The following is a 13,409-nucleotide window of genomic DNA, read 5'->3' as shown; positions in this document are numbered from 1 at the left end:
AATAACTTCCGCGATATACCCGAATTTTCTGGAATTTCGACGACTATAAATCCGGAGTCGGACGGTTCTTGCGAAAGAGATACTGAAAGCGCGCGTTCGGGAACGATCGACCGGCATGCTCGAGACCCCGACAGCGGCTTGTGCCGATCTGTCCGTCCCCTGATGGGCCGGGATGGAGGTGGCGGAACCGGTGCGCGGCCCTCTCACCCGCCGGGCGCGATGATCCTCCGGAACGACCGCTCTTTCCGCCGGCGCGGTCCGGCGCCACATGTGCCGGGCACCGCCCTCTCCGCCAGAACACGGAACTGTCGAAGCATGTCCAAGCCCGTCCACGCCATGATCCGCGTCCTCGACGAGACGCGTGCGCGCGACTACTACGCCCGCGCCTTCGGACTGGAGGTGTCGGACCGCTACGATTTCCCGGACTTCACCCTCGTCTACCTGCGCGATCCCGCCTCGCCGTTCGAGCTGGAGCTGACGGTGAACAAGGACCGGGACAAGCCCTACGACCTGGGCGACGGCTACGGCCACATCGCCTTCGTGGTCGACGACGTGGAGGCCGAGCACGCGCGGCACCGGCGCGAGGGCTTCACGGCCACGGACGTGAAGTCGCTCAAGCACGGCGCGGATGTGCTGGCGCGGTTCTTCTTCGCGACGGATCCGGACGGGTACAAGATCGAGGTCATTCAGCGCGGCGGCCGCTTCGCCTGACCGCATCCGGATCGGCGGCCATCCGCCGGGGAGCCGCGCGCATCGTCCCGAACAGCGGGTCCAGGCCGTCGGGAAAAGTCGGTCTGCGTCGAAAAGCCAGCGCATCGTCCCGGTTCCGATTTCCGGGACGATGCGCTAGCCGGGATCCATGCCGCACAAGACCCGCATCGTCTGCATCCGCCACGGACAATCGACCTTCAACGCCGCCCACCGGCTCGGGGGTGGTGATCCCGGCTTGCCCGACGCGCGGCTGACGCCCGAGGGCCGCGCCCAGGCCCGGGCCGCGCGGGATCGGCTGCACGCGGTCCCGTTCGATCTGGTGGTGGTGTCGCCGCTGACCCGGGCGATCGAGACCGCCGCGATCCTGTTCGGCGACCATCCGCGCCGGCCGCGGGTGCTGGTCGAGGTGCTGCACCGCGAGTGCCAGGAGAGCAGCTGCGACGTGGGGCGGGCCGCCTCGGAGATCGCGGCCGAGTTCCCGCATCTCGATGTCGGGCATCTGCCCGAGGTCTGGTGGCATGCCGAGCCCGGCTGCGAGATCGGCGGCTATCCGGTGGAGCCGCGTCCCCTGTTCGATGCCCGGGTCGCGGCGTTCCGGGACTGGCTGCGGGCGCGGCCCGAGGACACCATCGTGGTCGTGGGGCACGGCACGTTCTTCTATCACCTCACCGGCACGTTCCTGGAGAATTGCGGTTCGATCGAGCTCGACCTCGACGCCGCACCCGCCGCCGCGTGATCAGGCCGGGGTTAGCGCCCGCGCCGCATCGAGGCGCTCCCGGGCTCCCGCGAGGGCGATCTCCGGCGCCTGCCGTCCGATCGACAGGGCCGCGTCGAGGATCGCGCAGGCCCGAAGCCACGTGTCGGGCATGAAGGGGGCGGCCTCCTCGGCGACCTCGGCGGCGCAGCGCGCATCCGCCCCCGCGGACTGGGCCGCCGTGGCGGTCCGGGAAACGGCCGCGGTCAGGGCGCCGGCGCGCCAGCGCCGTGCCCGGGCCGCCGCCTCGGACAACGTCCCGGCGCGCCATGCCGCCGCCTTGGCGGCCGCCAGCGCCGCTTCCAGGTCCGGCGCTCCGGTGCAGGCCGCCGCGTCCTCGGCCATGCCGGCCAGGACGCAGAGGGGCGCGAGAATCGCGCGGACGCTGTCCAGGGCGAGGCGTCCGGTCCGGGCGCTCTCGACCGCGGGGGTATCGGCGCTGCCCGCGAGGCGCAGCACGAAGGCGATCAGGTGCGGTCGGACCACGTCCGGCATGGCGTCGTTGAGCCCCAGGGCGTAGGCCGCGATCGGCCGCGAGAAGCACGGCGGACAATCCGCGCTGGAGCGGATCGCCCGGTAGGGCAGGCCCGCGGCCACGATCGCCGCCTCGTTGATGCAGGTCCCGCCGTCCGGGCCGGGGAAGGGATGCGACCCGGGCAGCAGGCGCCAGTTCAGGATCGGCTCGAAGTCGGCGTGCATCGGCGCTGCCCTCGTCGGAGGCGACCAGCCTCGCACGGCGCGGACCCGTTGGCGAGGGCCCTCAGCCGCCCAGGCCCGGCGCGCGGCCGGAGAGCATCGCGACCCCGAGCACCAGCACGAAGGCGGCGGCCAGGAGTTCCAGGCCGCCGAGCGCCAGGATCCCCGCCCGACCCCGCCCGCCGGCGAGGCGCAGCGCCGCACGCTTGGCGAAGACCGCGAGGCAGGCGAGCGCCGTGGTGGTCAGCGCCGTGCCCAGCGCCATGGCCAGGACCGCCAGGATCCCCGCCCCCGGCACGCCCTGCGACACCGCGAAGACCAGGACCAGCACCGCCCCCGCGCAGGGGCGCGATCCCGCGGCCAGGACCACCCCGGCCCGGGCCCGCCAGGTCTCCAGGGTGTCGAGGGCCTCCGGCCCCGGCAGATGGCTGCAGCCGGGGCCGCAGGCGGCGCCGAGACCGGCGAGGCGCCCGGCCTTGCGCCAGGTCAGAACCAGCCCGACCAGGGCTACGAGCGTGAAGCTCATCGTCTCGATCAGCGTCCCGGCCCGGGTGATGCTCGCCGCGGTGGCGTCGAGGATCAGGCTGCCGATCCCGACGATCGCCCCGGCCACGCAGGCCTGGAGCAGGGCGGCGCAGAGGCTCAGCGCGCAGCCGCGCCGGAGCGCCCGCTCCCCCGCCAGGATGTAACCGGCGATCACCGCCTTGCCGTGGCCGGGGCCGGCGGCGTGGAACACCCCGTAGGCGAAGGCGAGCCCGATCAGCGGGCGCCAGTCGCCACCGCCCCTGAGCGCGCTCACCGCGACGTTGAGGCTGCGGGAAAAGCTCGCCTGCAGGGCCAGGATGATTCCGCCGAGGCCGGTCGTGACCGGGGCGGCTTCGCGAAAACCGATCCCGAAGGGCGAACGTGGCGGCGGCACGGCGAGGCCCGGGGCGACGAGCCACGCGATTCCGGCGGCCAGGAGCGCGGCCAGTCCGACGGCGAGGGCCATGAGGCCGAGCCTCAGCGCCAGACGCCCCGTCCCGGCGATCCCGATGCCCAGCGCATCGCCCCCGTCCGAAAGCCGGCGGCCATCCTTCGGGGCGATGCCTAGGGACATGCCACCAGCACCCGGCTGGCGAACTGCACCCCGTAGCCGGAGGCGGCGGTGAGCGCCTCGAAGAACGCCTCGGTCATGCCCGGGGACCCGGCCTCCGCGGTCTCGGGCTGCGCGATTTTGGGCGGCTCGGTCTTCGGGCGCGTGACGGTGGCCGCGCAGCCCTGGGGGGCGCCGGCGAGGGTGGCCGCGTCGGACCCGTCCGCGAACGCGAACGCGACGAAGTAGGTCGGGTCGTAGACCTCCAGGGCGGCGACCCCCCGGCCCTGCTGGACCGGGTTCTTCAGCGGCAGCAGGAAGGTCATGACCAGGGCCCCGTCCTCCATCCGCGCCGCCGGCTCCTTCGGTTCGGCGAAGGCCTGCTCCCGGCCGCCGACCTTCAGCTTCGTGAAGTAGCCGAACTCGGCGAGGTTGGCGGCGTTCTCGGCCGCGAGCCCGGCGAGTTCGTCCGGGCTGAGGGTGCCGTCCTTGTTGGCGTCGAGGCCCTGCGTGACGAAGGCGGTGTATTCCGGATCGAAGCGCCAGGTGTCGCGCACGCCGACCAGCCTGCCGTCCGCATAGACGAGCTGCGCCTTGGCGGTCACCCAGACATGGGGATGGGCCGAGGCCGCCGAGGCGGCGCAGGCAAGGGCTGCGGCGAGGAGCGCTCGCAGGGTCGGGCGGTGCGCGGCGATCAGCATGGGGCGGGGCACGCTCGCGGCGGGTGGGAGGCTGTCGAAGCGGTCCCTCCTCGCCCGCCGGTGGGGCGAAAGCGAGGCGCACCGGCCGCTCACTCCCCCGTGTCGAGGCCCATCAGCTGGAAGCTCACCCGCAGGTCGTTCGACATCGGAATGTCGAGGCGTTCCCCGTTCGGCAGGCGTTTGAGGAACCAGCGCTCGTAGGTCCAGCGCAGGGCCCGGGATTCCGCCAGCCGGGTGAAGGTCTGAGTGACGATCCCGGCCAGTTCCGGATCGTCCTTGCGGAACATGATGCCGTAGGGCTCGTAGGAGAGCTTGTCGGGCAGCACCGTGTAGTTCGCCCCGTCCCGGGCGTCGGTGGCGATCAGCCCGTAGAGCAGCACGTCGTCGGTGGCGAATGCATCCGCCTGGCCGGCCTTCACCATCGCGTAGGAGGCGGCGTGGTCGGGGGCCGTCACCACCTTCGCGTCGATCTTGAGCCGGCCGAGCAGGTCGCGCACGGCCTTCTCGTTGGTGGTGCCGGCGGTGACCACCACGGTCCTGCCGCCGAGGTCGCGATAGGAGGCGATCCCCCCTGCCCGCTTCACGAGCAGCTGCGTGGCGCTGATATAGTCCACCGGCGAGAAGGCGACCTGCCGGCGCCGCTCGGCATTGGCCGTGGTCGAGCCGCATTCGAGGTCGATCTGGCCGGATGTCACCGCGGCAATGCGGTTCTCGGCGGTGATCGGCGCGTAGCGGATCTTCACCGGCCGGCCGATCGCCGCCTGGACGTCGTCGGCGACCTCGCCGCAGAGGTCGAGGGCGTAGCCGATCGCCCGGGGCGCACCGTCCGGGTTCTTGCCCTCCACGAAGGAGAACGGCACCGAACTTTCCCGGTAGCCGAGCACGATCTCGCCGCGCTCGGCGACGCTCTTCAGGGTGCCGGTGAGCACCTCGACCGCCGCGGCCGGGTGCGCGCCCGCCAGCGCCAGGACCAGAACAGCCACGGACCGCATCGCCATCACCCGCCCTCCCAACCGCGCCCCGCCGCTATTCCGCCGGCGACGGCACGGTGCCGACATGGTCGAGGCGCTGGTCGGTGGCGGTGAGCTGCCCCTCCCACTTGGCCACCGCCACGGTGGCGACGCTGTTGCCCAGCACGTTGGTGGCCGAGCGGCCCATGTCGAGGAACTGGTCGATGCCGATGATCAGCAGCAGCCCGGCCTCCGGGATGTTGAACTGCGCCAGGGTCGCCGAGATGACCACCAGCGAGGCGCGCGGCACGCCGGCCATGCCCTTCGAGGTGACCATCAGCAGGAACAGCATCGTGAGCTGCTGACCCCAGGTCAGCGGGATGTTGTAGGCCTGGGCGATGAACATCACCGCGAAGGTGCAGTACATCATCGAGCCGTCGAGGTTGAACGAGTAGCCCATCGGCAGCACGAAGGACGTGATGCGGTTGGGCACGCCGAATTCCTCGAGGTTGGTCAGCATCTTCGGGTAGGCCGCCTCGCTCGACGCGGTCGAGAAGGCGAGCACGAACGGCTCCTTGATCAGGTTAATCAGCCGCATGATGCCGTTGCCCCCGAGCATCAGGAAGCCGACGAACATCAGCAGCGACCAGAGCACCCCGAGGCCGATGTAAAATTCGATGAGGAACTTGCCGTAGGTGATCAGCACGCCGATTCCCTGCGTGGTGATCGTCGCGGCGATCGCCGCGAACACCGCCACCGGGGCGAACATCATCACGTAGCCCGTCACCTTGAGCATGACGTCGGCCAGGCCCTCGATGCCCTTGGCCAGGAATTGGCCCTTCTCGCCGAGCGCGGCGAGCCCCACGCCGAAGAAGATCGAGAAGACCACGATCTGCAGGATCTCGTTGTTGGCCATCGCCTCCACGGCGCTCTTGGGCACGAGGTGGGTGACGAACTCCTTGAGCGAGAGCGAGGCGGTCTTGAGGCCGGTGCCGGCCCCGACATCGGGCAGCGGCAGGTTCAGGTTCACGCCCGGCTGCATGAGATTCACGAGGATCAGGCCCAGCATCAGCGAGCAGAACGAGGCGCCGACGAACCACAGCAGCGCCTTGCCGCCGACGCGGCCCACCGCGGCCGTATCCCCGAGATGGGCGATGCCGACCACCAGCGTCGAGAACACGAGCGGCGCGATGATCATCTTGATCAGCCGCAGGAACACGTCGGAGATCAGCGCGATGTAGCCGGCGATCTCCTTGGCGGTCTGCGGATCGGGCCAGGTGATGCTGCAGGCGTAGCCCACCGCTATCCCCAGGAGCATGCCGATGAAAATCATCGTCGTGAGCCGCGAACCCGTCATCGGTACTGCTCCTCGCCTGGGCTCGGGATGATCGAGCATAAAGTTCGTTAACGTGAAGCACGATCTACGCCATACGCAAGCCCATCCGGGGGATGTTACTGGGCTAGTCGACTGTTTTCACGCGACGCCCGCGCGGGGATGAAACCTGTGGCCCTCGTGCTACGGCTGCGGTACGGGATTTGCCCCGCCGTGCGGCCTGCGCTCCGCGCGGGCGGCACTGAAACCAGCGTGCGCGAGAGTTCATGGACGTCTTCGTACAGCAGTTGATCAACGGGCTGACCCTCGGCTCGATCTACGGCCTGATCGCCATCGGCTACACCATGGTGTTCGGCATCATCGGCATGGTGAATTTCGCCCACGGCGACGTCTTCATGGTTTCGTGCTTCATCGCCCTGATCACCTTCCTGATCCTGACTACGTGGCTCGGGGTCAGTTCCATCGCCCTGGCCTTCCTGGTGGTTCTGGTGGTCGCCATGGTGCTCACCGCCCTGTGGGGCTGGGCGATCGAGCGCGTGGCCTACCGGCCGCTGCGCGGCTCGTTCCGGCTGGCGCCGCTGATCTCGGCGATCGGCGTGTCGATCTTCCTGTCGAACTTCGTCCAGGTGGTGCAGGGCGCGCGCAACAAGCCGACGCCGCCGATGCTGTCGGGGGGGATCACCCTGTTCGAGCGCGACGGCTACGCGGTGTTCCTCGCCTGGAAGCAGGTGCTGATCATGGTGGTGACCGCGGTGCTGCTCACGGGGTTCTGGTACCTCGTGCAGCGGACCCCGTTCGGACGGGCGCAGCGCGCCTGCGAGCAGGACCGCAAGATGGCGGCGCTCCTGGGCATCGACGTCGACCGCACGATCTCCCTGACCTTCGTGCTCGGCGCCGCGCTGGCGGCGGTCGCGGGCGTCCTCTACCTGATGTATTACGGCGTCGTGTCGTTCTCGGACGGCTTCGTGCCCGGGGTGAAGGCCTTCACCGCGGCGGTGCTCGGCGGCATCGGCTCGCTGCCCGGGGCGGTGCTCGGCGGGCTGATCATCGGCCTGATCGAGACCTTCTGGTCCGCCTATTTCTCCATCGAGTACAAGGACGTCGCCGCCTTCTCGATCCTGGCGATCGTGCTGATCTTCATGCCCTCGGGCATTCTGGGCCGGCCGGAGGTCGAGAAGGTCTGATGGCCCGTTCCCAGACTGCGCTCCCCGGCTCGGTGATGGCCGGAATCCTGCGCGACGCCGGGCTCTACGCCCTCGTGGCCTTCGGCCTGTGCGTACCGATCATCACCTACCGCACCGATCCGGGCCCCGGAACCGACCTGGTGCTGGTGCCGCGCTGGGGGCTCGTGGCGGCCCTGTGCGCGGCGATCTTCGTGGTCCGCCTCATCCAGCGGCTCGTGCTCCTGCGCCGGGACGCCCGGCGGGCCCTGAGCCCGGCCCCGACTCAGGCCACCGAGGCGGTTCATGGCGAGCCGGATGCGGGCCAGAAGAACGCCAAGCTCGGCGTCTGGCTGTTCATCGGCATCGCCCTGACCCTGCCGATGATCGCGGCGCTCGCCACCGGCGGCCTGTCCTCGGCCCGCTACTGGATCGACCTCGGCATCCTGATCCTCACCTACGTGATGCTCGGCTGGGGCCTGAACATCGTGGTCGGCCTCGCCGGCCTCCTCGACCTCGGCTACGTGGCCTTCTACGCCGTCGGCGCCTATTCCTACGCCCTGCTGTCGACCACCTTCGGCCTGTCGTTCTGGATCTGCCTGCCGCTGGCGGGCCTGTTCGCCGGGCTGTGGGGCATGATCCTCGGCTTCCCGGTGCTGCGCCTGCGCGGCGACTACCTCGCCATCGTGACCCTGGCCTTCGGCGAGATCATCCGCCTCGTGCTGATCAACTGGACCGACGTGACCGGGGGCGGGGCCGGCATCTCGTCGATCCCGCGGGCGACCTTCTTCGGGATCCCGTTCACCGCGGGGGAGGACGGATTCGCGGCCCGGTTCGGCATCCCCTACGATTCGATGCACCGGCTCGTGTTCCTGTACTACCTGATCCTCGGGCTCGCCCTGATCACCAACTTCGTCACCCTGCGCCTGCGCCGCCTGCCGATCGGCCGGGCCTGGGAGGCTTTGCGCGAGGACGAGATCGCCTGCCGGTCGCTCGGCATCGACACCACGGCCACGAAGCTCACCGCCTTCGCCCTGGGGGCGGCCTTCGGGGGCGTGGCCGGCTCGTTCTTCGCCGTGCGTCAGGGCTTCATCAGCCCCGAGAGCTTCAACTTTTTGGAGAGCGCCATCATCCTGGCGATCGTCGTGCTGGGCGGCATGGGCAGCCAGGTCGGCGTCGCCATCGCCGCGGTGGCGATGGTCGGCGGGCCGGAGATGCTGCGCAACCTCGGCTTCCTCAAGGCCGTGTTCGGCGAGGGCTTCGATCCCAACGAGTACCGGCTGCTTCTGTTCGGCCTCGCCATGGTGGCCATGATGGTCTGGCGGCCCCGCGGGCTGATCTCGGTGCGCCTGCCCTCTGTGTCGCTCGGCGAGCGCCGCGCCGTCTCGGGGGCCCACGTGAGCGAGGGGCACGGCTGATGGCACATCAACCGGATCCCCGGGCGGCGGCGCAGGCCCCCGCCCCGCCGGTGCTCGCCGTCGAGCACCTGACCATGCGGTTCGGCGGCCTGACCGCCGTCTCCGACCTGTCCTTCGTGGCAAGGCGCGGCGACATCACCGCGCTGATCGGCCCGAACGGGGCCGGCAAGACCACCGTGTTCAACTGCATCACCGGCTTCTACAAACCCACCGAGGGCATGCTGAGCCTCGCCCACGCCGACGGCGCGACGCATCTCCTGGAGCGCCTGCCGAACCATGCGGTGAACAGCACCGCCCGGGTGGCCCGCACCTTCCAGAACATCCGCCTGTTCCAGGGCATGACCGTGCTGGAGAACCTGCTGGTCGCCCAGCACAAGCCGCTGATGCGGGCCTCGGGCTACACGATCCTGGGGCTGCTCGGCCTGAAGACCTACCGCGACGCGCAGGCCGCCGCGATCGAGCGGGCCAAGGCCTGGCTCACCCGCATCGACCTGATGGACCGGGCCGACGACCCGGCGGGCGCCCTGCCCTACGGCGCGCAGCGGCGGCTCGAGATCGCCCGGGCGATGTGCACCGACCCGGTCCTGCTCTGCCTCGACGAGCCGGCCGCCGGCCTCAACCCGCGGGAATCGGCGGAGCTGAACGGGCTCCTGCGCCACATCCGCGACGCGCACGACACCTCCGTGCTGCTGATCGAGCACGACATGTCGGTGGTCATGCAGATCTCCGACCACGTGGTCGTGCTGGATTACGGCCAGAAGATCGCCGACGGCACGCCCGCGGAGGTGCAGTCCGACCCGAAGGTGATCGCCGCCTATCTCGGCGTCGAGGACGAGGAGGTGGAGGCCGTGGAGGCCGAGGTCGGCATCACCGTGCCGCATGCCGCGGGCCCGCGGGCCGGCGCACCGGCAGGAGCGTCCGTATGAGCGTCGCCGGCATCAACGTCCTCGTCGAGGAGACCCGGGCGATCCAGGCGGGGGCCAAGCCGCCGCTCCTCGCGGTCCGGGACGTCTCCACCTATTACGGCAGCGTCGCGGCGCTGCGGGGCGTCGATCTCGACGTGGCCGAGGGCGAGATCGTCACGCTGATCGGCGCCAACGGCGCCGGCAAGTCGACCCTGATGATGACGGTGTTCGGCAGTCCCCAGGCGCGCTCGGGGACGATCACCTATGACGGGCGCGACATCACCCGGCTGCCGACCCACGCCATCGCCCGGCTGGGCATCGCCCAGTCGCCGGAGGGCCGCCGGGTCTTCCCGCGGATGAGCGTCTACGAGAACCTCCAGATGGGTGCTGCCCTCCATGACGGCCGCTTCTTCGCCGAGGATCTGGAGAAGGTCTGCACCCTGTTCCCGCGGGTGAAGGAGCGCCTGAACCAGCGGGCCGGCACCATGTCGGGGGGCGAGCAGCAGATGCTGGCCATCGCCCGGGCGCTGATGAGCCGCCCGCGCCTGCTCCTCCTCGACGAGCCGTCGCTCGGCCTCGCCCCGCTGGTGGTGAAGGGCATCTTCGACGCGATCCGGGAACTGAACCGGACCGAGGGGATGACGATCTTCCTCGTCGAGCAGAACGCCTACCACGCCCTCAAGCTCGCCCATCGCGGCTACGTTCTGGTCAACGGCCGGGTGACGATGAGCGGCACCGGGCGGGCGCTCCTCGACGATCCGAACGTCAAGGCGGCCTATCTGGAAGGGGGCCATGCCGGCCCGGTGGGGGCATGAGCATGTTGCAGGGGCTCCTGTACGAGGAGGACTCGGCCTGGCTGTTCCTGTTCGTCACCGTGGTGATGGGCGGCTGGGCCGGCTGGATGGCGGCGCGCGGCATCGCCCGGGGCTGGCGGCCGTTCTGGCACTGCGCCCTGGCGCTGCTGCTCGTGGCGGCCGCCGTGCGCTTCATCCACTACGCCCTGTTTTCCGGCACACTGCTGTCGCTGCACTACTATGCGGTCGACGCGGTCGTCGTCATGATCATCGGCGCGGCGGGCTTCCGCTACACGCGGACGCGCCAGATGACGAGCCAGTACCGCTGGCTCTACGAGAAGACCTCACCGCTGACGTGGCGTGCGCGTGCACCCGAGGCGGGCGAGGTCGTATGAGTGCGGCCGGATCCGCACGTGCGGTCCTAACAACATGGGGATGTACGCGATGAGATCGATTCTGCTCGCCGGGCTCGCGCTCGGCGCCATGGCGGCGGCCGCGCAGGCCGCCGAGGTCAAGCTCGGCATCGCCGCGCCGATCACCGGCAACAGCGCCGCCATCGGCGCACAGCTCAAGAACGGCGCGAGCCAGGCGGTGGAGGACCTCAACAAGGCCGGCACCCTCAAGGGCACGACGCTCTCCGTCACCGTGGGCGACGACGCCTCCGATCCGAAGCAGGGCGTCTCGGTGGCCAACAAGTTCGCCAGCGACGGCGTCAAGGTGGTCGTCGGGGACTACAATTCCGGCGTCTCGATCCCGGCCTCCGACGTCTATCTCGACGCCGGCATCATCCAGGTCACCCCCGCCTCCACGAACGTGAAGTTCACCGAGCGCGGCATGTGGAACACGTTCCGCACCTGCGGCCGCGACGACCAGCAGGGTGCGGTGGCCGGCACCTATCTCGCCACGCACTTCAAGGACAAGAAGATCGCCTTCGTCCACGACAAGACCCCCTATGGCAAGGGTCTGGCCGACGAGACCCTGATGGTGCTCAAGGCCAAGGGGATCAAGCCGGTGATGTTCGAGGGTATCAATCCCGGCGAGAAGGATTACTCGGCGCTGGTCTCGAAGCTGAAGTCGGCGAATGTCGACGTGGTCTATTTCGGCGGCTATTACACCGAGGCCGGGCTGATCCTGCGCCAGATGCGCGACCAGGGCCTCAAGGCGCCGATGATGGGCGGCGACGGCATGGTCGACCGCGAGCTCGTGTCGATCGCGGGTCCCGCCGCCGAGGGCACCCTGACCACCTTCCCGCCGGACGCCCGCAAGAACCCGAACGCCAAGGGGGCGCTCGCCGCCTTCAAGGCCAAGAACATCGATCCCGAGGGCTATACGCTCTACTCCTACGCGGCCGTGCAGGTGCTGGCCAAGGCGATGGCCGAGACCGGCTCCAGCGACGGCAAGAAGCTCGCCGACTGGCTGCATCAGGGCAAGGCCGTGGAGACCGTGGTCGGCCCGATCGCCTATGACAAGAAGGGCGACATCACCCGGCCGGATTACGTCATGTACGAGTGGAAGAAGGGCGCCGACGGCAAGATCGACTACAGCGGCAACGAACTGACGAAGTAAGCCGCCACGGCGTCCCGCGCCGCCAACCAGGCTGCCGCCGTCCCGTGCCACCGCGCGGGGCGGCGGCGTCGTTTCGGATGCGGTGAATTCGTCAGCCTTGATGGGCGATCCGGTCTCGACACCGGGTGCGTCCGCCTAAGAAGTGTGCATGATGCAGCCGGCGCGGGCGACAGGTCGGCTCGGCCGCCGGGAGATGGCCATGGGGACGGCAGGGATCGCCGCGGCGGGCATCCGCATGAGCTTGGCTGCGGCAGCTCCGTACTCGGCCGCAGTTTCCCGCGGCGCCTCGACCCGCCTCCCGGCACCATCATTGCAAAGGCGTCGCCCGAGCGGGCAGGCGCATGCGCCCGGCCGCCAGCCGACGCCGTTCGGCCTGATCCAGGAGTTCCGTACCGATGCAGTCTGATATCGCTCGCCGCGGCGTTGCCGCGGCGCTGGGCTTGGCCCTCGCCTTCGCCCCCCTGAGCCTGCGGGCCGAGGATCTCACCGGCACCCTCAAGAAGGTGAAGGAGACGGGCGCCATCACGATCGGCTACCGCGACGCGTCCGTCCCGTTCTCGTATCTCAGCGGCGACCAGAAGCCGATCGGCTACGCGATGGACATCTGCTACAAGATCGCCGACGCGGTGAAGGCCAATCTGGGCCTTCCCAACCTCGAGGTGAAGCTCAACCCGGTCACCTCCGCCACGCGTATCCCGCTGATGGCGAACGGCACGATCGACCTCGAATGCGGCTCGACGACCAACAACACCGAGCGCGAGAAGCAGGTGTGGTTCACCAACTCGCACTTCCTCACCGCGACCCGCTACGTCTCGAAGAAATCGGCCAACCTGCACACGATCGAGGACCTGAAAGGCAAGACCGTCGTCTCGACCTCGGGCACCACGAACATCAAGCAGATCAACGAGGCCAACACGGAGCGGAAGCTCGGCCTGACGATCCTGCCGGCCAAGGACCATGCCGAGGCGTTCCTGATGGTCGAGACCGGCCGCGCGGCGGCCTTCGTGATGGACGACGTGCTGCTCGCCTCGCTGGCCGCCTCCTCGAAGGACCCCTCGGCCTACGAGATCTCCACCGAGGCCCTGTCGAAGCCCGAGCCCTACGGGATCATGCTGCGCAAGGACGATACGGCCTTCAAGAAGGTCGCGGACGACGCCACCGCCAAGCTCTACACCAGCCCCGCCGGCAAGGCTCTCTATGACACGTGGTTCACCAAGCCGATCCCGCCGCGCAACATCAACCTCAACCTGCCGATGAGCGCGGATATGAAGAAGCAGTTCACGACGCCGATCGCCAGCCCGGATCCGGCGGCCTACTGAGATCGCGACGACGCAATGACGTGCACC

14 protein-coding genes are annotated in these 13,409 nt (G+C 69.6%); 9 read left to right on the top strand and 5 right to left on the bottom strand.

The genetic code is table 11. The features are described 5' to 3' along the window. Positions 1-315: 315 nt before the first annotated feature. Entirely contained in the window at positions 316-711 is a 396-nt protein-coding gene (locus AC3IF3_RS21515; RefSeq protein WP_243968159.1) for a VOC family protein, read from the top strand. A 148-nt stretch (positions 712-859) separates the two neighbouring features. After that, positions 860-1,447, top strand: coding sequence for a histidine phosphatase family protein (locus tag AC3IF3_RS21510; protein ID WP_489230262.1), 588 nt, complete (start codon positions 860-862; stop codon positions 1,445-1,447). On the opposite strand, the gene AC3IF3_RS21505 is transcribed toward AC3IF3_RS21510, so the two are convergent. From AC3IF3_RS21505 to AC3IF3_RS21485, 5 genes are all read right to left on the bottom strand, one after another. Further along, the gene (locus AC3IF3_RS21505) at positions 1,448-2,164 is read right to left on the bottom strand and encodes a hypothetical protein (protein ID WP_489230261.1); all 717 of its coding nucleotides are present in this window, start codon (positions 2,162-2,164) and stop codon (positions 1,448-1,450) included. 61 nt (positions 2,165-2,225) lie between these two features. Next, on the bottom strand, positions 2,226-3,152 hold the full coding sequence (locus AC3IF3_RS21500) for a nickel/cobalt transporter (protein ID WP_489231349.1): 927 nt from the start codon (positions 3,150-3,152) through the stop codon (positions 2,226-2,228). 98 nt (positions 3,153-3,250) lie between these two features. Then, on the bottom strand, positions 3,251-3,937 hold the full coding sequence (locus AC3IF3_RS21495) for a DUF1007 family protein (protein ID WP_489230260.1): 687 nt from the start codon (positions 3,935-3,937) through the stop codon (positions 3,251-3,253). Between the two features lie 89 nt (positions 3,938-4,026). Continuing rightward, positions 4,027-4,935 carry an amino acid ABC transporter substrate-binding protein gene (locus tag AC3IF3_RS21490; protein WP_489230259.1) on the bottom strand — a complete coding sequence of 303 codons (909 nt, stop codon included), beginning with the start codon at positions 4,933-4,935 and terminating at the stop codon, positions 4,027-4,029. 28 nt (positions 4,936-4,963) lie between these two features. Further along, a complete protein-coding gene (locus AC3IF3_RS21485; RefSeq protein ID WP_489218136.1) occupies positions 4,964-6,244 on the bottom strand; it encodes a dicarboxylate/amino acid:cation symporter in 1,281 nt (426 codons plus the stop codon). Between the two features lie 242 nt (positions 6,245-6,486). On the opposite strand from AC3IF3_RS21485, the gene AC3IF3_RS21480 reads away from it, so the two are divergent. The 7 genes from AC3IF3_RS21480 (at position 6,487) to AC3IF3_RS21450 (ending at position 13,382) form a co-directional block, all read left to right on the top strand. Continuing rightward, complete coding sequence (locus AC3IF3_RS21480; protein WP_243968166.1) at positions 6,487-7,404, top strand: branched-chain amino acid ABC transporter permease; 918 nt, start codon at positions 6,487-6,489, stop codon at positions 7,402-7,404. Next, complete coding sequence (livM, locus tag AC3IF3_RS21475) at positions 7,404-8,798, top strand: high-affinity branched-chain amino acid ABC transporter permease LivM (protein ID WP_489230258.1); 1,395 nt, start codon at positions 7,404-7,406, stop codon at positions 8,796-8,798. The genes AC3IF3_RS21480 and livM overlap by 1 nt, the downstream gene beginning before the upstream one ends. Beyond that, positions 8,798-9,724 carry an ABC transporter ATP-binding protein gene (locus tag AC3IF3_RS21470; RefSeq protein ID WP_243968168.1) on the top strand — a complete coding sequence of 309 codons (927 nt, stop codon included), beginning with the start codon at positions 8,798-8,800 and terminating at the stop codon, positions 9,722-9,724. The genes livM and AC3IF3_RS21470 overlap by 1 nt, the downstream gene beginning before the upstream one ends. After that, the gene (locus tag AC3IF3_RS21465; RefSeq protein ID WP_243968169.1) at positions 9,721-10,518 is read left to right on the top strand and encodes an ABC transporter ATP-binding protein; all 798 of its coding nucleotides are present in this window, start codon (positions 9,721-9,723) and stop codon (positions 10,516-10,518) included. The genes AC3IF3_RS21470 and AC3IF3_RS21465 overlap by 4 nt, the downstream gene beginning before the upstream one ends. A gap of 5 nt (positions 10,519-10,523) precedes the next feature. After that, positions 10,524-10,892, top strand: coding sequence for a DUF6867 family protein (locus AC3IF3_RS21460; protein ID WP_243968219.1), 369 nt, complete (start codon positions 10,524-10,526; stop codon positions 10,890-10,892). Between the two features lie 49 nt (positions 10,893-10,941). Further along, positions 10,942-12,063, top strand: a complete 1,122-nt coding sequence (locus AC3IF3_RS21455) for a branched-chain amino acid ABC transporter substrate-binding protein (RefSeq protein WP_489218134.1) — start codon at positions 10,942-10,944, stop codon at positions 12,061-12,063. 395 nt (positions 12,064-12,458) lie between these two features. Beyond that, positions 12,459-13,382, top strand: coding sequence for an amino acid ABC transporter substrate-binding protein (locus AC3IF3_RS21450; protein ID WP_489230257.1), 924 nt, complete (start codon positions 12,459-12,461; stop codon positions 13,380-13,382). Positions 13,383-13,409: the final 27 nt, after the last annotated feature.

This window comes from Methylobacterium sp. J-118 (assembly GCF_057836565.1).
Note: the sequence above shows the minus strand (reverse complement) of the source record. Positions and strands in the feature narration are given on the sequence as shown.